The organism is Pseudovibrio sp. Ad37, assembly GCF_001623075.1.
Classification (GTDB): Bacteria; Pseudomonadota; Alphaproteobacteria; order Rhizobiales; family Stappiaceae; genus Pseudovibrio.
Window position 1 is genome coordinate 23,895 of record NZ_LMCF01000092.1, and the last position, 19,624, is coordinate 43,518.

Annotated in this window: 17 protein-coding genes and 3 tRNA genes; 15 read left to right on the forward strand and 5 right to left on the reverse strand. The window is 50.6% G+C overall.

Translation table 11 applies throughout. The annotated features are described in order from the left end of the window. The first annotated feature begins 62 nt into the window (after positions 1 to 62). Together PsAD37_RS14890 and PsAD37_RS14895 are read left to right on the forward strand one after the other, a co-directional pair. Entirely contained in the window at positions 63 to 752 is a 690-nt protein-coding gene (locus PsAD37_RS14890; RefSeq protein ID WP_063296826.1) for a two-component system response regulator, read from the forward strand. 169 nt (positions 753 to 921) lie between these two features. Further along, positions 922 to 1,308, forward strand: a complete 387-nt coding sequence (locus tag PsAD37_RS14895) for an NADH:ubiquinone oxidoreductase subunit NDUFA12 (RefSeq protein WP_057465168.1) — start codon at positions 922 to 924, stop codon at positions 1,306 to 1,308. A gap of 69 nt (positions 1,309 to 1,377) precedes the next feature. Here the strand turns inward: PsAD37_RS14895 and PsAD37_RS14900 are convergent, their stop codons facing one another. After that, a complete protein-coding gene (locus tag PsAD37_RS14900) occupies positions 1,378 to 2,037 on the reverse strand; it encodes an alpha/beta hydrolase (RefSeq protein ID WP_063296827.1) in 660 nt (219 codons plus the stop codon). A 328-nt stretch (positions 2,038 to 2,365) separates the two neighbouring features. Between PsAD37_RS14900 and PsAD37_RS14905 the strand changes: the two genes are divergently transcribed. From PsAD37_RS14905 to PsAD37_RS14945, 9 genes are all read left to right on the forward strand, one after another. After that, positions 2,366 to 3,523, forward strand: a complete 1,158-nt coding sequence (locus PsAD37_RS14905; RefSeq protein WP_063296828.1) for a cysteine desulfurase family protein — start codon at positions 2,366 to 2,368, stop codon at positions 3,521 to 3,523. 151 nt (positions 3,524 to 3,674) lie between these two features. Beyond that, entirely contained in the window at positions 3,675 to 5,147 is a 1,473-nt protein-coding gene (sufB, locus tag PsAD37_RS14910) for a Fe-S cluster assembly protein SufB (RefSeq protein ID WP_057465165.1), read from the forward strand. Positions 5,148 to 5,207: 60 nt separating this feature from the next. Then, complete coding sequence (sufC, locus tag PsAD37_RS14915) at positions 5,208 to 5,960, forward strand: Fe-S cluster assembly ATPase SufC (protein WP_057465164.1); 753 nt, start codon at positions 5,208 to 5,210, stop codon at positions 5,958 to 5,960. Between the two features lie 15 nt (positions 5,961 to 5,975). After that, entirely contained in the window at positions 5,976 to 7,259 is a 1,284-nt protein-coding gene (gene sufD / locus PsAD37_RS14920) for a Fe-S cluster assembly protein SufD (RefSeq protein ID WP_063296829.1), read from the forward strand. Continuing rightward, on the forward strand, positions 7,256 to 8,503 hold the full coding sequence (locus PsAD37_RS14925) for an aminotransferase class V-fold PLP-dependent enzyme (protein WP_063296830.1): 1,248 nt from the start codon (positions 7,256 to 7,258) through the stop codon (positions 8,501 to 8,503). The genes sufD and PsAD37_RS14925 overlap by 4 nt, the downstream gene beginning before the upstream one ends. 5 nt (positions 8,504 to 8,508) lie before the next feature. Next, positions 8,509 to 8,904: an SUF system Fe-S cluster assembly protein gene (locus PsAD37_RS14930; RefSeq protein ID WP_063296831.1), complete on the forward strand. Its 396-nt coding sequence runs from the start codon at positions 8,509 to 8,511 to the stop codon at positions 8,902 to 8,904. 64 nt (positions 8,905 to 8,968) lie between these two features. Further along, on the forward strand, positions 8,969 to 9,346 hold the full coding sequence (locus tag PsAD37_RS14935) for an iron-sulfur cluster assembly accessory protein (RefSeq protein ID WP_063296832.1): 378 nt from the start codon (positions 8,969 to 8,971) through the stop codon (positions 9,344 to 9,346). A 42-nt stretch (positions 9,347 to 9,388) separates the two neighbouring features. Next, positions 9,389 to 10,048 (forward strand): thiaminase II, encoded by a 660-nt coding sequence (gene tenA / locus PsAD37_RS14940; protein WP_063292040.1) that lies wholly within the window; start codon positions 9,389 to 9,391, stop codon positions 10,046 to 10,048. 115 nt (positions 10,049 to 10,163) lie between these two features. Further along, positions 10,164 to 10,574 carry a TfoX/Sxy family protein gene (locus PsAD37_RS14945; RefSeq protein WP_082597102.1) on the forward strand — a complete coding sequence of 137 codons (411 nt, stop codon included), beginning with the start codon at positions 10,164 to 10,166 and terminating at the stop codon, positions 10,572 to 10,574. A 13-nt stretch (positions 10,575 to 10,587) separates the two neighbouring features. On the opposite strand, the gene PsAD37_RS14950 is transcribed toward PsAD37_RS14945, so the two are convergent. The 3 genes from PsAD37_RS14950 to parE form a co-directional block, all read right to left on the reverse strand. Beyond that, on the reverse strand, positions 10,588 to 11,646 hold the full coding sequence (locus PsAD37_RS14950; RefSeq protein ID WP_063296833.1) for a GGDEF domain-containing protein: 1,059 nt from the start codon (positions 11,644 to 11,646) through the stop codon (positions 10,588 to 10,590). A 110-nt stretch (positions 11,647 to 11,756) separates the two neighbouring features. After that, positions 11,757 to 13,190, reverse strand: a complete 1,434-nt coding sequence (locus PsAD37_RS14955; protein WP_057465156.1) for a DEAD/DEAH box helicase — start codon at positions 13,188 to 13,190, stop codon at positions 11,757 to 11,759. 207 nt (positions 13,191 to 13,397) lie between these two features. Beyond that, positions 13,398 to 15,488: a DNA topoisomerase IV subunit B gene (parE, locus tag PsAD37_RS14960; RefSeq protein WP_063296834.1), complete on the reverse strand. Its 2,091-nt coding sequence runs from the start codon at positions 15,486 to 15,488 to the stop codon at positions 13,398 to 13,400. Positions 15,489 to 16,082: 594 nt separating this feature from the next. Here parE and PsAD37_RS14965 point away from each other — a divergent pair. The 4 genes from PsAD37_RS14965 (at position 16,083) to PsAD37_RS14980 (ending at position 17,643) form a co-directional block, all read left to right on the forward strand. Then, positions 16,083 to 16,979, forward strand: a complete 897-nt coding sequence (locus PsAD37_RS14965) for a tetratricopeptide repeat protein (RefSeq protein ID WP_208991893.1) — start codon at positions 16,083 to 16,085, stop codon at positions 16,977 to 16,979. A 390-nt stretch (positions 16,980 to 17,369) separates the two neighbouring features. Further along, a tRNA-Pro gene (locus PsAD37_RS14970) sits at positions 17,370 to 17,446 on the forward strand. Between the two features lie 21 nt (positions 17,447 to 17,467). Further along, positions 17,468 to 17,544: transfer RNA gene (locus tag PsAD37_RS14975), tRNA-Pro, on the forward strand. Between the two features lie 22 nt (positions 17,545 to 17,566). Beyond that, positions 17,567 to 17,643, forward strand: a tRNA-Pro gene (locus PsAD37_RS14980). A 353-nt stretch (positions 17,644 to 17,996) separates the two neighbouring features. Here the strand turns inward: PsAD37_RS14980 and PsAD37_RS14985 are convergent. Further along, complete coding sequence (locus PsAD37_RS14985; protein ID WP_193778273.1) at positions 17,997 to 19,487, reverse strand: inorganic phosphate transporter; 1,491 nt, start codon at positions 19,485 to 19,487, stop codon at positions 17,997 to 17,999. Between the last annotated feature and the right edge of the window lie 137 nt (positions 19,488 to 19,624).

Below are 19,624 nucleotides of genomic sequence, written 5' to 3' on the forward strand. Positions count from 1 at the left end.
GAGATCATATATAGTTTCTCAATTACCTTCGGTATCTGGTTAGGTTAAATTAGCGAGCAGATATGCATCACACCTCCTTCGGCAAGGACATTTCTCAGTTAGATGTGGTTCTTGTGGAACAGTTAAAATCCACCCAAGCAATCCTAAGGGGTATCTTAGGCACCCTGAAGCTTGGGCGCGTGCGTGTCTATGACAGTCCCAAAGATGCATTACCAATGCTCATCTCGGACCCACCAGATCTGGTGTTATCCGGTTGGGAGATGAAGCCCGTCAGCGGTTTCCAGCTCTTAAAGCTTATGCGTTCAGGCCGAATCCCCGAGCTCATCAATGTTCCGCTCGTCTTTATTACGGCCTATGGCACCCGTGCTTTGGTGACGCGCGCCTTGGAAGCAGGGGCCCATCATCTGCTGGTGACGCCGATTTCATCCTCTGTTTTGAAGAAATCGCTAGAATCAATCAGCAAGGATCGCCGTCAGTTCGTCCGCAACAACGACGGTGGTTTCATTATTGATGGAACGGCAAAGCGGCTGGAACAGAATCAGGCCAAGTTCGCGGCGCTCAACAAAGCGCGCGAATACCAGAAGGATGAGAACGCACCATCACCCGAATCTGAAATGGCACCAAGACCACGCAGATCGACGAAAAGAGATGAGAATGAGCCTCTCTCACTCAAGGATCTGGAAGTTGGAAATGTTTCACCAGCAGACAAGTTCAGTCAAAACCCGTACTTGTCGCGCCGTGCCAAGAAATAACGCATAAAATAGGCGTCAGAATTGTGAAAATAATAACTGACCCTAGGATATTTAAAGCGACTTCCGGTGAATAGTTGAAACTACGGTACTCTAAGACTGGACAGGCACCCAAACACTCGTCATATTCCGGGAAAATTTACAAAGCCACCGATCTGGAAAGGCCAGACACATGAAACACCTTCTGCTTACGTTCTTCACATGGTGGAACAGTGACACGTGGGGCACTCGCTTCTTCACATGGAGAAAGGGTGAGTTCGTCGGGACCGATGACTTTGGTAACAAGTATTATAAAGAGCGCGGCGGCAAGCGTCGTTGGGTGATTTATAAAAACCTTGCTGAAGCCTCCCAGATCCCTGCCGGTTGGCACGGTTGGATGCATTACCGCACAGACACTCCGCCAACAGAGAGTGGTTATGTCGCGCGTGAGTGGGAAATCGCTCACTCTCCAAACCTGACAGGCACACCAAATGCATATCGTCCAAAAGGCTCCATCCTGACCCCGGAAAAACGTCCGGAAGTGACTGGAGACTACCACGCCTGGACGCCTGGCGAATAAGCCAGACACGAGTTACGAAAAAAGCCCGGTCAATCGACCGGGCTTTTTTAATGCGAAGATCATCGCTGATTAACCAGCATCTTCTCCGATCAGGCCGAGACGGCGATCGAGATAGTTAGCACAACTACCAATCAGACCATCTACATGGTTCTCAAAGAAGTGGTTTGCACCTGGCATTTCCTGGTGGTCGATGATGATACCCTTTTGGGTTTTCAGCTTATCAACCAGAGCCTGAACATCCTTCTGTGGAACCACTTTATCCTGCTCACCATGAATGATCAGGCCAGAAGACGGGCAGGGTGCCAGGAAGGAGAAGTCATGCAAGTTGGCTGGTGGGGCGATAGAGATAAAGCCCTCAACTTCAGGACGACGCATCAAGAGCTGCATGCCAATCCATGCACCAAATGAGAAGCCCGCAATCCAGCAAGCACGTGCATCCGGATGGATGGTTTGTACCCAGTCCAACGCCGCCGCAGCATCTGAAAGCTCACCTTGACCATGGTCGAACTGACCCTGGGAACGACCCACGCCGCGGAAGTTGAAACGCAAAACTGCGAAGCCGCGTTTCGCAAACATGTAATAGGTCTGATAGATAATCTGGTTGTTCATCGTGCCGCCAAACTGCGGGTGCAGATGAAGAACCAGTGCAATCGGAGCATTACGTTTTTTTGCTGGATGGAAACGGCCTTCTAGCCGTCCTGCAGGGCCATTGAAGATCACCTCAGGCATATACTGCAAAATCCTCTTGTTTTAGTCGGCAGCAAATGTCTGCCGGCTTTTTGGTATACCGGATCATTGTCGATTAAACTTGACTGCGAGACGCAAGTTTATTAGAACCAGTTTAGAATTATTCTACGATGAACCTCAAGGGCTACACTGAAAATCGGCCTCTATTGGAGAAAGGTATATCCAACTCGGCGCATGCACGTTATAGACCTCAACGAACTCAAAGGGAACTCTTTACCCCTTATCGTAAGCACCGTGGAAAATATCAAGGTTTCCATTTCCATAGAGACCCAATTAGGGCACTAAAGAACCCCATTTTCTGTGTTAAACTATGACAATAAACCGTGAACTGACATATTTAGACTATAACGCCAGCGCTCCGCTGAGGGAAGAATCTCTTTTAGCTCTTCAGGAAGCCTACAAAGCAGCTGGCAATGCGTCCTCTATTCACAGCAGCGGTCGGCGCGCCCGATCCATCATCGAAGATGCAAGGCACAAAATTGCAGATCTGGTAGATGGCAACCCGGCGAATATCATTTTTACGAGTGGAGCGTCAGAGGCAAACGTCACTGCATTATCGCCCACTTGGCTAAAAAATGGCGAGCCCTATATTCTGACCCAGGTTTTTGTGAGCGCAATCGAACACCCATCCATTATAGCTGGTGGTCGGTTTGCAGCCCAAAATGTTCAAAGCATTCCCGTTGATGAAGACGGGTGCGTGGTAGTGAGTGAACTGCGCAGATTGCTTGAGAAGCTGGGAGAAGATGAAACCGCGTTGGTATCTGTTATGGCTGCCAATAGTGAGACCGGTGTTTTGCAGCCCCTGCAGGAAATCGGCGTTCTCACAGAAGATTTAGGTCATCTCTACCATGTGGATGCAGTCCAGATGGCAGGGAAAGAACCACTTTCAATGGCCATGATTGGCTGCAACTCCATGTCGATCTCCTCCCATAAAATCGGAGGTCCACAAGGGGTTGGTGCTCTTATCCTCGGGAAAGGTGATTTTCGCCCCATTCCGCTGCTGACGGGTGGCGGACAAGAATCGTGGAGAAGAGCCGGAACAGAGAATACGGCAGGCATTGCAGGATTTGCGGTTGCGGCAGCGCAATCAACTAATCCTGATGAACATGCTAGGATTTCGCGCCTGCGAGACCATATGGAAGAGAGACTGAATGAACTTTCTTCAGATGCGATTATCTTCGGTAAAGATGTCGCGCGTCTTGGAAACACGACGTGTTTCGCAGTTGAAGGGATTTCAGCTGAAACCGCACTGATCAACTTTGACTTGTTTGGTGTCGCTGTTTCATCTGGGTCTGCTTGTTCATCCGGCAAAGTAGGCGCATCCCATGTGCTTCTTGCAATGGGAGTATCGGAATCATTGGCGCGTGGCGCAATCCGGGTCAGTCTCGGTTGGGCGACAACCCATGAAGATGTTGAGCGTTTTTTAGGCGCTTGGACGAAAATTTATAAACGAATGAAGCCCACATAGAAGGGGTGAACGCCGTATATAAAAATAAACGAGGACAAACCCTCGTATAAATAAGGATGCACTGTGTTGCGACAGAGCATCTGTTAAGTAAGGGCAAACGGGTCCAATAATCGTACCCAATGCGGCTTTGAACCGCGTATGGAGACAAAGCATGGCGGCAGTCCAGGAAACAATTGATCAGGTCAAAGCAATTGATGTTGATCAGTATAAATATGGCTTCGTAACCGATATCGAAAGTGAGCTTGCTCCCAAAGGGCTCAATGAAGATATCGTTGCATACATTTCGGCTAAAAAAGACGAACCGGAATGGATGCTCAATTGGCGCTTGGAAGCGTTCCGTCGTTGGAAGACGATGGAAGAGCCAACATGGGCGCGAGTTGATTACCCGAAGATCGACTTCGAAGACCTTCATTATTATGCAGCACCTAAAAAACGTGAGGGACCCAAGTCTCTTGACGAGGTGGATCCAGAGATTCTGGAAACCTACAAGAAGCTGGGCATTCCATTGTCCGAGCAGGAAATCTTGGCAGGTGTTGCACCAGAAAACCGCGTCGCAGTTGATGCCGTTTTCGATAGTGTTTCAGTAGCAACAACCTTTAAGGAAGAACTGGCCAAGGCAGGCGTTATTTTCTGCCCGATCTCCGAAGCAATTCGTGAGCATCCAGAGCTGGTTCAAAAGTACCTTGGGTCTGTTGTTCCGGTCTCCGACAACTTCTACGCAACATTGAACTCAGCTGTGTTCTCTGATGGGTCGTTTGTGTACATTCCACCAGGCGTACGTTGCCCAATGGAACTGTCCACCTATTTCCGTATCAACGAGCCGAACACAGGCCAGTTTGAGCGTACGCTGATCATCGCAGATAAAGGCTCTTATGTGTCTTATCTGGAAGGGTGTACTGCCCCTCAGCGCGATGAAAACCAGCTGCACGCTGCTGTGGTTGAGCTTGTTGCTCTGGAAGATGCACAGATCAAGTACTCTACAGTTCAAAACTGGTACCCAGGCGACTCTGAAGGCAAAGGCGGTATCTACAACTTCGTGACCAAGCGTGGCGACTGCCGCGAAAAGAACTCCAAAATCTCTTGGACACAGGTTGAAACCGGTTCTGCCATCACTTGGAAATACCCAAGCTGCATTCTGCGCGGAGATAACTCACAAGGTGAGTTCTACTCCATTGCGATCTCTAATGGTCATCAGCAGATCGACAGCGGCACCAAGATGATCCATCTGGGCAAAAATACCGCCAGCCGGATTATCTCCAAAGGTATCTCCGCAGGTGTCTCTCAAAACACCTATCGCGGGCAGGTTTCCGCGCATCGCAAGGCATCTAACGCACGTAACTTCACCCAGTGTGACTCGCTTCTCATTGGCGATAAGTGCGGTGCCCACACCGTCCCTTACATCGAAAGCAAGAACTCCTCAGCGGTGTTCGAGCATGAGGCAACAACCTCCAAGATCTCTGACGATCAGATGTTCTACTGTCAGGCCCGTGGCCTTGATGAGGAAGAAGCTGTCGCATTGATCGTGAATGGTTTTGTCCGGGACGTAATCCAGCAACTGCCGATGGAATTCGCAGTTGAGGCACAAAAACTGATTTCGATCAGCCTTGAAGGAAGTGTGGGCTAAAACGCGGACCACCGCGTTTGCCTCGTACCTATTGAAGAATTGAAAAGACGAGAACGATAGATGCTTGAGATCAAAAACCTGCACGCCGAAGTTGATGGCAACAAAATCCTTCGCGGCATTGACCTGACTGTACGCCCGGGTGAAGTCCACGCGATCATGGGACCAAACGGGTCTGGTAAGTCCACCCTGTCATATGTATTGGCAGGCAAAGACGACTACGAGATCACTGAGGGCTCCATCTCCTACAACGGCGTTGACTGGGCTGAACTTGGTGCCGATGAGCGCGCTGCTGCCGGTATGTTCCTTGCGTTCCAGTACCCGATCGAAATCCCGGGTGTTGCAACCATGACCTTCCTGAAGACTGCGTTGAATGCACAGCGCAAAGCACGCGGTGAAGATGAAATCTCCACCCCTGACTTCATGAAGCTCGTACGTGAGAAATCCAAAGAGCTGAAAGTGACGCCAGACATGCTCAAGCGTCCACTCAACGTTGGTTTCTCCGGCGGTGAAAAGAAACGCGCTGAGATTCTGCAGATGTCTCTGCTGGAACCAACTCTGTGCGTTTTGGATGAAACAGATTCAGGTCTGGACATCGATGCACTGCGCGTTGTTTCTGAAGGCGTCAACCAGCTTCGCTCCCCTGAGCGCTCCATGATCGTGATCACGCACTACCAGCGTCTGCTGGACCACATTGTACCGGACGTCGTGCACGTTCTGTCCAAAGGTAAGATCGTGAAAACCGGTGGCAAAGAGCTTGCTCTTGAACTGGAGAAAAACGGTTACGCTGATTACGTCGGCGAAGAAGCTGCTTGAGCTGGAGGGTAACCGATGAATGCTCCGGCAAAGATTCAAGAGACTAAAGCAGAGCAGAGCCTGAACGCTCAGTTCGACGCAATTTTCGCGCAAACAACGCAGGAAAACGCAAATCAACGCAAACAGGCGTGGGATGCTTTCAAAGCGAAAGGTATTCCACATCGCCGCGTTGAAGAGTGGCACTACACAGACCTGCGCACCAAGATGAACGATGCATTTGCATTGGCTTCAAAAACCGCTCCCAAAGCCGAGGCTTTGAAGGGGGCTGGTGATCTGAAGACCCATCGCATTGCCATCGTCAACGGCCGCTACGCGCCAGACCTGTCTTCAGATCAGGATGTTGCAGGCTTGAGCATCGCTCAGACCAACGGCTTCCTGGCAGCACAGCTCGGCACTGATGATGCCATGGCGCACCTCAATCAGGCTCTGGTTCAGGGCGGCATCAGCATCAAGATCGATGCAAATGCAAAGATTGAGCTGCCGATTGAGATCGTTCGTTACACCGACGGTTCCCAGGTCAGCTCCTATGCAGGCACCGCGGTTGAGATCGGTTCGGGCGCAAAAGCGCTCATTATCGAGAGCTTTGAAGGCGATGCAGATGCCGCTTACCAGTCCAACGCTCTCACAGAGATCAAGGTTGGTGACAAAGCAGATGTGCACTGGCTGAAGCTTCAGGTGGAAAGCGCAAAAGCGCAGCATATTGAGACGCTTAGCATGGAGCTGGGTGCGGAAACCAATTTCCAGCACTTCATCTACAATGAAGGTGCATCGCTGTCTCGTGCCCAACTCTTCCTTGAGTTCAAGGGCGAGGGCACCCATGCTGGCCTGCGCGGAACATCTCTGCTCAAAGACAACCAACATGCTGATATCACACTGTTTGTGAAGCATGCCGTTCCAGGATGTGAAAGCCGCGAATACTACCGCTCTGTCGTCGACGACAAAGCCCGCGCAGTTTTCCAGGGCAAGATCATTGTGGAACAAGCTGCTCAGAAGACTGATGGTCAGATGATGATCAAAACACTTCTGCTGAGCGATACCGCTGAAATCAATGCCAAACCTGAGCTGGAAATCTTTGCGGACGACGTTCAGTGCGCCCACGGATCCACCACCGGCGACATTGACGAAGACCTGCTGTTCTACCTTATGGCGCGCGGTATTCCAGAAGCGCAGGCACGCAAAATCCTCGTTCTCGCATTCCTTTCAGAAGCTATTGAGGAATTTGAAGAGGAACAGTGTGTAGAATTGCTGGAAGCAATGACACGCAGTTGGCTTCATGCCGATGATATGGTGAGCGAATGACCAAGGTCGACAACACGGCTTTCACAGCTCCATACGATGTTGAGAAGGTTCGGAAAGATTTTCCGATCCTTTCAACACAGGTCTATGGCAAGCCGTTGGTCTACCTGGATAATGGTGCGTCAGCCCAAAAGCCGACAGCGGTGATTGATGCTATCACCAAAGCCTACACCCAGGAATATGCCAATGTGCACCGTGGCTTACACTATCTGTCGAACACAGCCACCGAAAACTTTGAGGCGGCACGCGAAACCGTGCGCCGCTTCCTGAATGCTCCAAGCGTTGACGAAATTATTTTCACAAAATCAACGACTGAAGCAATCAACCTTGTGTCCTACGGTTTGGAGGATGACATGCAGGAAGGCGATGAAATCATCATCTCCATCATGGAGCACCATTCCAACATCGTGCCTTGGAACTTCCTTCGGGAACGCAAAGGCGCTGTCATCAAATGGGCACCCATTGCAGAAGATGGTACGTTTCTGCTGGATGAGTTTGAAAAACTCCTGACAGATCGCACCAAAATCGTCGCCATGACCCATATGTCCAACGTCACCGGAACTGTAGTTCCAGTGAAAGAAGTCACGCGCCTTGCACACGTACATGGTGCAAAAGTGCTGATCGACGGCTCACAAAGTGCAGTGCACATGCCTGTCGACGTTCAGGATATTGGCTGTGATTTCTATGCGATCACCGGGCATAAGCTCTACGGTCCAAGCGGCATCGGCGTGCTCTACGGCAAGAAAGAGATTCTCAACAAGATGCGCCCATTCCAGGGCGGCGGTGAGATGATCAAGGACGTGACTGAGTGTCTCATCACCTATGCTGAAGCTCCGCATCGTTTTGAGGCTGGTACCCCGCCAATTGTTCAGGCTATTGGATTAGGGGCCGCCCTTAACTATATGGAGAGTCTGGGGCGCGAGAATATCGCATTGCATGAAGCGTCCCTACGTGATTATGCAGAGCAGCGCTTAAAGGAAGTCAATTCTCTGAAGATCTTTGGCAACGCCAAGGATAAGGGATCGATCTTCTCCTTTGAGATTGAAGGGGTTCACGCCCACGATATCTCAATGGTGATTGACAGAGCGGGCGTTGCAGTTCGGGCCGGTACGCATTGCGCGCAACCTTTGCTGGCGCGTTACGGCGTGACCAGTACATGCCGTGCAAGTTTTGGCCTGTACAACACCCATGATGAAGTTGATCGCCTGGTAGAAGCCTTGCGTAAAGCGCAGATGATGTTTGGTTAGGACCTATGACAGACAACACACAAACAAGCGAGTTCTCTGACGGACCTTTGACAACTCCGGAAATTAACCAGAGTTCTGCAATTCCTGCGGAAGAGCTGGAGCGTTTGACCGGTGATATCATCGCTGCGATGAAGACCGTATTTGATCCGGAAATTCCGGTCGATATCTACGAGCTTGGCTTGATCTACAAGGTTGATATCGAGGATGACCGCACGGTTAAAATCGACATGACTTTGACCGCTCCTGGCTGCCCGGTTGCTGGCGAAATGCCGATCTGGGTCGAAAACGCAGTAAGTTCTGTACCAGGCGTTGGCACCGTGCAGGTGGATATGACCTTCGACCCCCCATGGGATCCAAGCCGCATGTCCGACGAAGCTCGCGTTGCATTGAACTTCTTCTAAGGTTCGAAAGCGCTTACAATGTATGGCACCTCGACTGTGTTGAGGTGCCCATGGAGGGTGCAAAATGGCCTCAGGATTTCAGGTACTATCGCTGACAGACGAAGCAGCTGAGTATATTCGCACTTTGCTTGATGCAAGTGATGCTGATCCGCTTGGATTACGTGTCGCCATCAAAACAGGCGGCTGTGCGGGCATGGAATACGAACTGAATCTGGTGACAGAAGCAAAGTCGGGCGATGATGTTGTTGAAGATAAAGGCGTAAAGGTCTTTGTTGATCCCGCAGCTACGCTTTACCTGCTTGGAACTGAAATGGGCTTTGAAACCACAAAGTTCCGCTCTGGTTTTACGTTCAAAAATCCAAATGAAGTCTCTGCATGCGGTTGCGGTGAATCCGTAGAGCTGCTGCCAGCTGATCTTTCAAAGTTCGCTCAGAAAAACTAGTAGCGCTCAAGTCTGAGCAGCTACGGCAATAGGTGGGATGCCGTGTCTCTTTTTAATTCATTGAAAAACGATAATCTCGAGACGTGGCATTCCTACACCAAACATGAATTTGTCCAGGGCCTTGGCGATGGAACTCTGCCAATTGCAGCGTTTAAGAAGTACCTCGTCCAAGACTATCTCTTCCTGATTGAGTTCGCACGCGCCTATGCGCTTGGCATGTACAAGTCCACTGACCTTGCTCAGATGCGAAAATGTCTTTCCTCCGCAAAAGGCATCCTTGAAGTAGAGATGGGCCTTCACATCCGCCTTTGCGAAAGTTGGGGGCTGTCTGAAAACGAGATTGTCGCAACTCCGGAAGAGCCAGCAAATCTTGCATACACCCGGTATGTTCTCGACACCGCAATGAAGGGCGATATGCTCGACTTGAAAGTCGCACTCGCACCTTGCGCTATTGGTTACGGTGAAATCGGTGCCGAGCTGGCAAAGCAAGATGGGGCAATAGATCCAAGCAATCCATATGCAGAATGGATCAAAGAATACTCCAGTGATGAGTATCAGGAACTCGCCGCTGATGCGGTGAAGGAAATCGATGATCTCGGCGCGCTCTATGCGACTGAGGCACGCTACGCCAAATTGTCTAGAATATTTAGAGAGGCCACTAGACTTGAGGCCAATTTCTGGCAGATGGGCCTCGAGCTATAATCATTCAAAAGAACACATCACATTTCTGTGAGTGGATGAAACGGGCAATAATCTTGTCGATCTTCGACTGAATATTGCAAGCTTTCAATATATTTATATCTTTTGGTGATTGCTTATGTCTTTATCCTCATTCTTTCTATCTGATAAACGCCCGGTATTCCTGAAGAATATCCGTTGTCGCCCCATGTTTGGAGGACACGGATATTACATAAATGGCAAAATGTTCGCACTCGTCCGCGAAAAGTCACTCTATCTCAAAGCGGGATCCAATAACGTGGCTGACTTTTTGCTGACTGGCCAGCTGCCTTACATTCATCAGTGTTTTGGAGAATATTTCCCGACGAACTTCTATTCGGTTCCGCTGAATATTGTCGAGGATGAAGTCCAGCTGACACGATGGATTGCAAAGGCAATACGCCAACTTGCTCAAGCCAAGGAGAGTGCGAAAGCCTCTTCGGCCTTGGATAGCCGACAAAAAAAGACGGCAATCATACGATCTGCCGTCTCGAATACGTTTCTATTTTAAAAATTAGCGCTGCTTAAGCAACCTGTGTCACGTTGGGGATCTTCTTCTCTTCCTCAGCTTTCACGAGGTTGCGGCCAGCTTTCTTGGCAGCATAAAGCGCAAGGTCCGCACGAGACACCATGCTTTCTGCACTGTCGCCAGGCCGGAAAGTTGAAATGCCAATAGAGATCGTTATGCGACCCAGGTTCTCACCGGTAGAACGCTTCACGAGTTCTTTCGCCACAACATTCTTACGGATCTTCTCCGCAATTACCTTTGCATCTTCAATGGTGGTTCTTGGTAGAATGATGCCAAACTCTTCACCACCATAACGACACGCAATATCGTTGTTCTTGACATTCTGCTTCACCGCCAGCGCCACAAGACGAAGAACCTGGTCGCCGGTCTGGTGTCCGTAGTTGTCATTGAACTGCTTGAAGTGGTCGATATCTGAAATCAACAAGGAGAGGGGAGCATGGCTCTCTTCTGTCTCCTTAACCGCACGCACAAGACTCTGATCGAAATGCTTGCGATTGTTCAGTGTGGTCAGTTCATCGGTGAGCGATTCATAACGGATCGCCTCCAATCCTTCCTGCAAGACGCCGATCTGACGGCGAGAATCAACCAGCTGCTCGCGAAGCTCTTGATTGCTCTCAGCGGTTTCAGTGGTCAGTTTTGCAAGATGAATGACAAGTTGGGAAAGCTGAGAACGATCACTGACGTTCTCAAGAGCGTTCAACGTACGGGCCAGCTCTTCACCGTATTCGGTGGTTTTGAGTGTTCCTTTATCAAGCGCAGAAATCAATTCCCGAACTTCCTCGGAGATCTTGTCGCCAACTTCGTCAATGCGCTCACCCAAACGGTTCGGCGACAAAAAGCGATTATAGATCTTCTGAGTCTCTTCAGGAGAAATTTTGCCATCACGGGCAAGAATCTTATTGATGGTCCGGTTCAGGGCACGGTTAAACCCGGAAGCGTAAGAATACCACAGCTCATAGTTGCGTGGAAACGCTGGAAGCTTATTCGTCTTGATGTAATCGAGCGCACTGTCTGCATAAACAATCGTACGCTTGAACTCGTCTTCTTGACTCATGATTGCATCACCGCGTCACGGAAAGGGCTACCCCATAATTAATAAGCTAATTTAACATTAGCTTATTTAATGGGATATACCTAACCAGTGGTTAACCTCAGGAAAATGGGCTATCGGCTTTGAACTTTGGAACGAGTTTCCCGCAGCAGGAAGGCCGGAACGTGGCTTGCATTACGGAAAATCGCATCATCTTTAGGTTGATTAGCGCGGCGACCGCCTCTTGGACGAGGTGGAGCAGCACGACGCTCAGCGTGCATTGGAACCACAGGTTGCTCTTCAAGGCCAGCTGGTACAGATTCGGTTTCCTGAACTGCTGCTTCCTGAACTTCAGCCTTAGGCTTGCGTGAGCGGCTTTTTTCTTTTGGAGTGCGGGTAGAACGGCGGCGAGACTTTTTGTCATCGGCAGGCTTGGAGAAATCAACCGGCTCTCCGACCCACTCGAGCTCTTTACCAATCACGTCGTTAATCGCTTGCAATGCTTTCTGGTCCTTGCCCGTCACAATGGAAATCGCAGTACCCTCACGGCCTGCACGCCCGGTACGTCCAATACGGTGGACGTAATCTTCTGCATGAATAGGAAGATCAAAGTTAAAGACGTGGCTCACGGTTGGAATGTCAAGACCACGTGCAGCAACATCACTGGCCACCAGAACCTTGATGTGACCCTTTTTAAAGTTGTCCAGCATGGTCATGCGAGAGCGCTGGTCCATGTCACCGTGAAGTGCACCAACAGAAAACTCATGACGCACAAGTGAACGGAAGAGGGTAGCTACATCGCGTTTGCGGTTACAGAACACGATCGCATTCTGCAGATCTTCAGCACCTTCGATCAGCTCGCGCAATTTCGCGCGCTTCTCGTAGTCTTCCGCATCAGCCGCCGCAATGCGCTGCGTCACAGTATCCGCTGTTGTAGAAGCTTTCGCCACTTCCACCTTTGCTGGGTTCTGCAAGAACGTGTCAGTCAAACGCTGAATCTCAGTCGGCATAGTTGCTGAGAAGAACAGGGTCTGACGCGTAAACGGGATAAGCTTACAGATGCGCTCGATGTCTGGAATAAAGCCCATGTCCAGCATGCGGTCGGCTTCATCGATCACGAGGATATCAACGCCTTGCAACAGCAGCTTACCGCGCTCGAAATGATCAAGCAGGCGGCCAGGTGTTGCGATCAGAACATCAGCGCCACGCTCAAGCTTGCGGTCCTGCTCAGCAAAGGAAACACCGCCGATCAGCAGTGCGACGTTCAGCTTGTGATTGACGCCATATCGATTGAAGTTGTCTTCTACCTGCGCTGCAAGCTCACGGGTCGGCTCAAGAATAAGAGTTCTTGGCATCCGGGCGCGCGCACGGCCTTTTTCCAGAAGAGTAATCATCGGCAGCGTAAAGCTTGCCGTTTTCCCGGTTCCAGTTTGAGCAATCCCGAGGACATCTCTACGTTCGAGAACGTAAGGGATGGCGCCTGCCTGAATGGCAGTCGGTTCTGTATAGCCAGAGGCTTCTACAGCGGCGAGAACTTTCTCACTAAGTCCGAGAGTGGAAAACGACATATTTCATGTTCTTTACGATAATTGAGGAGAGAAGCTGGAAGCCGTATGAGTTACAGGTTTCTCCAACCAGTTTGGCGGAACACTACATTTCTAAGCAGCGTTGTCAATAAATTCTGCGGTATAACCGATATATTCCTTCAAGTTATGCCAAGGTTGCCGAGTTATAACCTACGCAAAACTCAGCAACTATTCAGAATTAAGGGTCTTTTAAATATCCAGATCAGTCGCGAACTCTGCTCGCTCCTGAATAAAGTTGAAGCGCGCCTCAGGTTTATTGCCCATCAGCTGCTCAACCGCATTGCGGGTTTCACTCACTTCATCCTCGCCAACAACCACTTTAAGCAGCGTCCGACGCTTCGGATCCATGGTGGTTTCCTTCAGCTGAGCAGGCAGCATCTCACCAAGGCCCTTAAAGCGGCCAATTTCGATCTTGCCATTCTTCTTGAAGCTGGTTTTCAAAAGCTGCTCACGGTGCTCGTCATCCCGGGCATAAAGCGTCTTACCACCCTGACTGATCCGGTACAGCGGAGGAACAGCAAGGTAGAGGTGACCGTTATTGACCAGATCCGGCATCTCTTTATAGAAGAATGTGATGAGAAGGGCTGCGATATGCGCCCCATCAACGTCCGCATCAGTCATGATGACAATACGCTCATAGCGCAGATCTTTGTCATCGTAGTTAGATCGCGTCCCACACCCAAGGGCTTGAATGAGATCAGACAGCAGCTGATTTGCGACCAGCTTGTCCCGGCCAGCGTTCGCAACGTTCAGGATCTTACCACGCAATGGCAGAACAGCCTGTGTTGCACGATTACGAGCTTGTTTTGCTGAGCCACCCGCGGAATCACCCTCCACGATAAACAGTTCAGTGCCATCAGATTTGCTTGTAGAGCAATCTGCGAGCTTGCCGGGCAGACGAAGGCGACGAACTGCAGTTTTTCGCGCGACGTCCTTCTCCTGCCGACGCTTCAAGCGCTCTTCAGCACGGTCAACCACCCACTCAAGCAGTTTGTTTGCCTGGTTAGGAGACGCGGTCAGCCAGTGGTCAAACGCATCGCGGACAGCATTTTCAGCGATGCGAGTTGCTTCATTCGTGGCCAGCTTGTCTTTTGTCTGACCAACAAACTCAGGCTCACGCACGAACACAGAAAGCATACCAGCTGCTGACGTTAAAACGTCGTCACCGGTAATAATGGAAGCCTTCTTGTTGCCAATCAGCTCGCCATAGGCCTTCAGGCCGCGGAGCAGGGCGTAGCGCAGGCCCGTTTCATGCGTGCCACCTTCAGGTGTCGGAACAGTGTTACAGTAAGAGTTGACAAACCCGTCGCCAGCAAACCAGGCAACGGCCCATTCAACTGAGCCATGCTTACCTGTCGCCTGTGTCCGGCCTGCAAAAACTTCGTCAGTAACGCGGCGCTCTTTACCAAGAGCCTCTTCCAGATAATCCTTCAGGCCGCCAGGGAAATGGAAAGTCGCAGTCTCAGGCACCCCATTTGCTTCATCAGCAAGAGCCTTGGCACAGCGCCAACGAATCTCCACACCGCCAAACAGGTAGGCCTTAGAACGCGCCATCTTCATCAAACGGGCGGGTTTGAACTTGAGTGTCTTGCCGAATATTTCCGCATCCGGCTTAAACCGCACCATGGTGCCACGGCGGTTGTGAACATCCCCAACCAGCTCAAGGCCGCCATCAGCAAGGCCACGACGGAACGTCTGGCGATACAGCTTGCGGTTACGCGCAACCTCAACGACCAGTTCTTCGGAAAGCGCGTTTACAACGGAAATCCCCACACCATGAAGACCACCAGAGGTCTCATAGACTTTACTGTCAAACTTACCGCCGGCATGCAGGGTCGTCATAATGACTTCCAGCGCGGACTTGTCTTTGTATTTAGGATGCGGATCAATCGGGATACCGCGGCCATTATCTGTAATGGTCAGATAGCCATCATCGCCCAGGGAGACATCAATCCAGCTGGCGTGGCCTGCAACGGCCTCATCCATGGAGTTATCAATCACTTCAGCGAACAGGTGGTGCAGCGCTTTTTCATCCGTGCCGCCAATATACATTCCCGGGCGGCGACGCACAGGCTCCAGACCTTCAAGCACTTCAATGTCAGCTGCTGTGTAATCACCCTCAGCGCCGATAGGAGCGGCCTTGCCTGCGGATGATGGCTTTGCAGGTGAGGTCGGTGCGCTTGCGGCTGGTGCTTGTTTCTTCTCAGTGCTGCCAGAAGAGGATGTCAGCTCATCCATGCTTTTGGTAACATCTGCAAACAGATCATCAGGCGTGCTCATCGTACCTCTTTGGTCTTGCGCTTAAATAGTCTCGAATCAAACGGCAGTCTTGCAGGACTGAGAGAAAAGGGCAAAGATCTGCCGGAGTTCTACTCTTGTTCCTTGTGGGTAAGCGCCAGACATACGCCTTTTCGCTTACCTGAATGTGCCGAACCCCACCAAAAGCGGGCATCTGATGCCATATGCGCCATTCGCGGCGAAAATACAAATAGCATTTGTTATTGCCCCAAGGCCTGTGATCAAAACTTTACACCGGACATACACACGGCAGTTACGTCATCTGCTGCAGATTGTTGCGAGCATGCAACAGCATCTTGCGCTGACCCGAATGGTGGAAACTGACACTGGTTCATGAATGGCAAATTGGATAGTTTGCCTTGTCCATGTTTGATAGATGGTCGAACTGTGTAGGATTTTTGTCAATCAGATAAAAAGCTAGGCATTTGTAAGATCATTTGTGACAATTTGAAGGTATGTCACCTTTGGAAACAAAATTGACATTTTTTCCTTTCATAGCCTGATCACACAACGACGGTATGAAAAGATAAGAAGTCAGAACCACTGACAAGGTAGGCAGTGGTCAAGTGAGGCACTTTGATAAAAGCTCTGTTTAAAGATGAAATGGGAACGCACCACAATGCGTTGACGCGTCTTGTAACAAGCTTGAGCTGCGCCTCGGTTCTTACCCTTCTCGCACTCAACAGTGCACATGCTCTGGATACCAACAAAAGCGCAAGTGCAATGGCTGCCGTCAATCAGATGGCAAATGTCACACCTCAGCAAGCCTTGAGGGAAGGGGCCCGCGCTTACTACTCTGGTGACAAAGACAAGGCACTGTCTCCACTTCGCTACGCTGCTGAAAACGGACAGGCTATGGCAGCCTGGAAGCTCGGCAGGATGTACGCGCAAGGAGACGGTGTGCCGGAAGATGATCTTCAGGCGTTTCAGTATTTTTCCCAGGTCGTGCGCGAATACTCTTCCGATGGCCCCAAAGCACGTTCAGCCCCATTTGTCGCAAGTGCTCTTGTTGAGCTGGGCCGCTACTTCCTGACAGGTATTGGCGATAGTCCGGTTAAACAGAACACGCACAAAGCACGTGAGGTGTTCACTTATGCTGCCTCCTACTTTGGCGATGCGGATGCGCAGTACAATCTCGGCATCATGTATCTCAACGATAAGCTGCCAGATTATGACCGCCGATTGGCTGCCCGTTGGTTGAAGCTCGCAGCCGTAAAAGGCCATGTCGGAGCGCAGGCCAAATTTGGTGAACTGCTGTACTTTACAGAAGAACTGACAACCGCACGCATGACAGGTCTCAAATGGATGACCCTGGCGCGCCGGCAAGTGGTTGGCGGTGATAATGACGCCTGGATCGTCTCTCTCCACGAGAAGGCATTTTCTCTCGCCTCAGAAAAAGAGCGTCGCAATTCTGCTGAATGGGCAGACGCATGGCTGGTTAAGCGCGGCCACGTGATTGCTTCAAGCAACTAATCCACTCCCTTCTGATTTTCTTTTATAATATGACTTGACCACTCAGGTTATTTCTGCGATTTAAAACATGAGTTCAATATTCAAGTTTTGTTATTGACCTCTGTTTGGCGATTGTAGACCCCGATTGCGGGTCTCTGGAATGTACTTGGGGTGAGTCTTTTAGGCTCACCCTCTTTTTTTGCCCGCACGCCGCAGAAAAGCTAAAATTTTCACAGTCTTCACGCACATTGTTTAAGCCTCTGAAATTTCAGTCTTTTCAACAGCAGGATGCAGTTTTTGAAATTTTCTCGCATGATTTGGGAAAAACTATAAAACACGCTTGCCAAGCTTTAAAACTCTGCCTATATACCTGCCTCAACAAGACGCCGCAGGGCGTCACGTTGATGAGATCGGAGCATAGCGCAGCCTGGTAGCGCATCTGGTTTGGGACCAGAGGGTCGCAGGTTCGAATCCTGCTGCTCCGACCATTCATCAACACAAAGATAGATCGGAGCATAGCGCAGCCTGGTAGCGCATCTGGTTTGGGACCAGAGGGTCGCAGGTTCGAATCCTGCTGCTCCGACCATCTATCGACCCGAAGATTAGTTCGGAGCATAGCGCAGCCTGGTAGCGCATCTGGTTTGGGACCAGAGGGTCGCAGGTTCGAATCCTGCTGCTCCGACCATCTTCCCTTTTTCTTCCCCTAAATTTCGCAATTCAAGTAGACAGCATTGCTGTCTTTTATGCTTTTGTGCCCTCATATCTGCACAAAGTAGCGCTCCATTTGCATCTACTGTCGCACAACTCATTCAGCAGCATCGCTTTTTTGATTGAAACGGGCAGGGAAGGTCACTGACAGCGCCTCTCAACCAGTCTCGGAATAGGTCACCCTAAGTGCAGGCTAGCGCTCTGCGGCCCCTTAAATGCTCTATTGGGAAGCCGCAATACTCGCCATAAAACTACAGCCAATGCGCACATAGAAAAAGCCCGAAGGCGAGGGCCTCCGGGCTTCTTAAATCGTACGACTGTGGAATCTGCTTAGAACACGAAGAGATCCAGCACGTAGAACAGAGCGGCTGACAGGATTGCAGCCAACGGAACCGTAATCACCCAAGCAGCAATGATGGTCATGAAGTGCGAGCGGCGCACCAGCATGCGGCGCTTTTCATCCTCCTTCACAGTGTTCTGCTTAAAGCTTTCCATGCCAGTACTTTCTTTCACGAAAGCAATGCGGCGCTTGGACTTCATTGTGTACCACTCACGGAAGAAGCCAACGCCGAAGATTGCGCCAACTGCAATGTGAGTGGAACTCACCGGAAGCCCCAGCCAGCTCGCGAAGATCACTGTGATCGCAGCAGAAAGAGAGACACAGTAAGCGCGCATCGGGTTCAGCTTGGTGATCTTCTCGCCAACCATACGGATCAGCTTAGGACCAAACAGCATCAGACCGAAAGAAATACCAAACGCACCGATCAGCATAACCCAGAGAGGAATCGTCACAGCTTTCGCAATACCACCTTCCTGAACGGTGTGGACGATCGCAGCAAGAGGACCAATCGCATTCGCAACATCGTTCGCACCGTGGGCGAAGGAAAGAAGCGCTGCGGAGAAAATCAAAGGCCAACGGAACAGGATACGCAGGGACTGGTTCCGGTTTTCCATACCTTCAGACTGCTTGCGGATTAACGGACGACAAATAGCCAGTGCAGCAACAAAGGCAATTGCGCCAAGCAGTAGAGCGACCTCAATGTCGATCTTTACGATCTTCTTCAGGCCCTTCATTGCCAGATAAGTAGCAAACGCAGCGGCCATAATCGCGATCAGCAGCGGCACCCAACGACGGGCAGCAGCAATCTTGTCTTGCTGGTAGATAATGAAGGATTTGATGAAGGCCAGGAACAAGGCCGCAATAATACCACCCAGAACTGGAGAGATGACCCAGCTTGCAGCAATGCCGGACATGGTGCCCCAGCTCACAGAGCCAAAACCTGCAGCAGCAATACCGCCGCCCATCACACCACCAACGATAGAGTGGGTGGTGGAAACGGGAGCGCCGATCCATGTTGCAAGGTTCAGCCAGACAGCCGCAGAGATTAGCGCCGCGAGCATCAGCTTCACAAAGTCTGTGTAGTCTGTAATTTGCGTTGCGTCGATAATGCCCTTGGAGACCGTCTTCACGACGTCACCACCGGCAATCAAAGCGCCAGCACTCTCAAAAATGGCCGCAAGCAGCAGGGCGCCGCCAATAGTAAGAGCCTTTGAGCCGACGGATGGGCCCACATTGTTTGCTACATCATTTGCACCGATATTAATCGCCAGATAAGCACCAATACCAGCAGCAGCAACAATAATAATAGCGTTTGGATGGTCAGAGACATAAAAACCAGCCATCGCCATAGCGAACATTAGAAAAACAAATGCGACCGCAGGAGCAACCAATGGACGTGCCATTGCATTGCCGGCCAGCTCTAGCCTGGAAAACTTTTCTAAGTCTTTGTCTAGAGTAGGCTTTTTTCTAAGGTTAGACATGCTGTATACTTTTTTCGCCGCGTCTTCTTCGCGTAGTTTCTCATGCACCTGGTAGCAGGCATAACACCTGACTACAATTTTGCACCCTCCCTTCATCACAGGACAAAGGCAGGCGAGCGCACATCTTGAATGTGGCA

Bases quoted from the DNA above. Each gene is read 5' to 3' on its own strand.
- PsAD37_RS14890 (WP_063296826.1), top strand. From the start codon at position 63: ATGCATCACACCTCCTTCGGCAAGGACATTTCTCAGTTAGATGTGGTT.
- PsAD37_RS14895 (WP_057465168.1), top strand. From the start codon at position 922: ATGAAACACCTTCTGCTTACGTTCTTCACATGGTGGAACAGTGACACG.
- PsAD37_RS14900 (WP_063296827.1), bottom strand. From the start codon at position 2,037: ATGCCTGAGGTGATCTTCAATGGCCCTGCAGGACGGCTAGAAGGCCGT.
- PsAD37_RS14905 (WP_063296828.1), top strand. From the start codon at position 2,366: ATGACAATAAACCGTGAACTGACATATTTAGACTATAACGCCAGCGCT.
- sufB (WP_057465165.1), top strand. From the start codon at position 3,675: ATGGCGGCAGTCCAGGAAACAATTGATCAGGTCAAAGCAATTGATGTT.
- sufC (WP_057465164.1), top strand. From the start codon at position 5,208: ATGCTTGAGATCAAAAACCTGCACGCCGAAGTTGATGGCAACAAAATC.
- sufD (WP_063296829.1), top strand. From the start codon at position 5,976: ATGAATGCTCCGGCAAAGATTCAAGAGACTAAAGCAGAGCAGAGCCTG.
- PsAD37_RS14925 (WP_063296830.1), top strand. From the start codon at position 7,256: ATGACCAAGGTCGACAACACGGCTTTCACAGCTCCATACGATGTTGAG.
- PsAD37_RS14930 (WP_063296831.1), top strand. From the start codon at position 8,509: ATGACAGACAACACACAAACAAGCGAGTTCTCTGACGGACCTTTGACA.
- PsAD37_RS14935 (WP_063296832.1), top strand. From the start codon at position 8,969: ATGGCCTCAGGATTTCAGGTACTATCGCTGACAGACGAAGCAGCTGAG.
- PsAD37_RS14945 (WP_082597102.1), top strand. From the start codon at position 10,164: ATGTCTTTATCCTCATTCTTTCTATCTGATAAACGCCCGGTATTCCTG.
- PsAD37_RS14950 (WP_063296833.1), bottom strand. From the start codon at position 11,646: ATGAGTCAAGAAGACGAGTTCAAGCGTACGATTGTTTATGCAGACAGT.
- PsAD37_RS14955 (WP_057465156.1), bottom strand. From the start codon at position 13,190: ATGTCGTTTTCCACTCTCGGACTTAGTGAGAAAGTTCTCGCCGCTGTA.
- parE (WP_063296834.1), bottom strand. From the start codon at position 15,488: ATGAGCACGCCTGATGATCTGTTTGCAGATGTTACCAAAAGCATGGAT.
- PsAD37_RS14985 (WP_193778273.1), bottom strand. From the start codon at position 19,487: ATGTCTAACCTTAGAAAAAAGCCTACTCTAGACAAAGACTTAGAAAAG.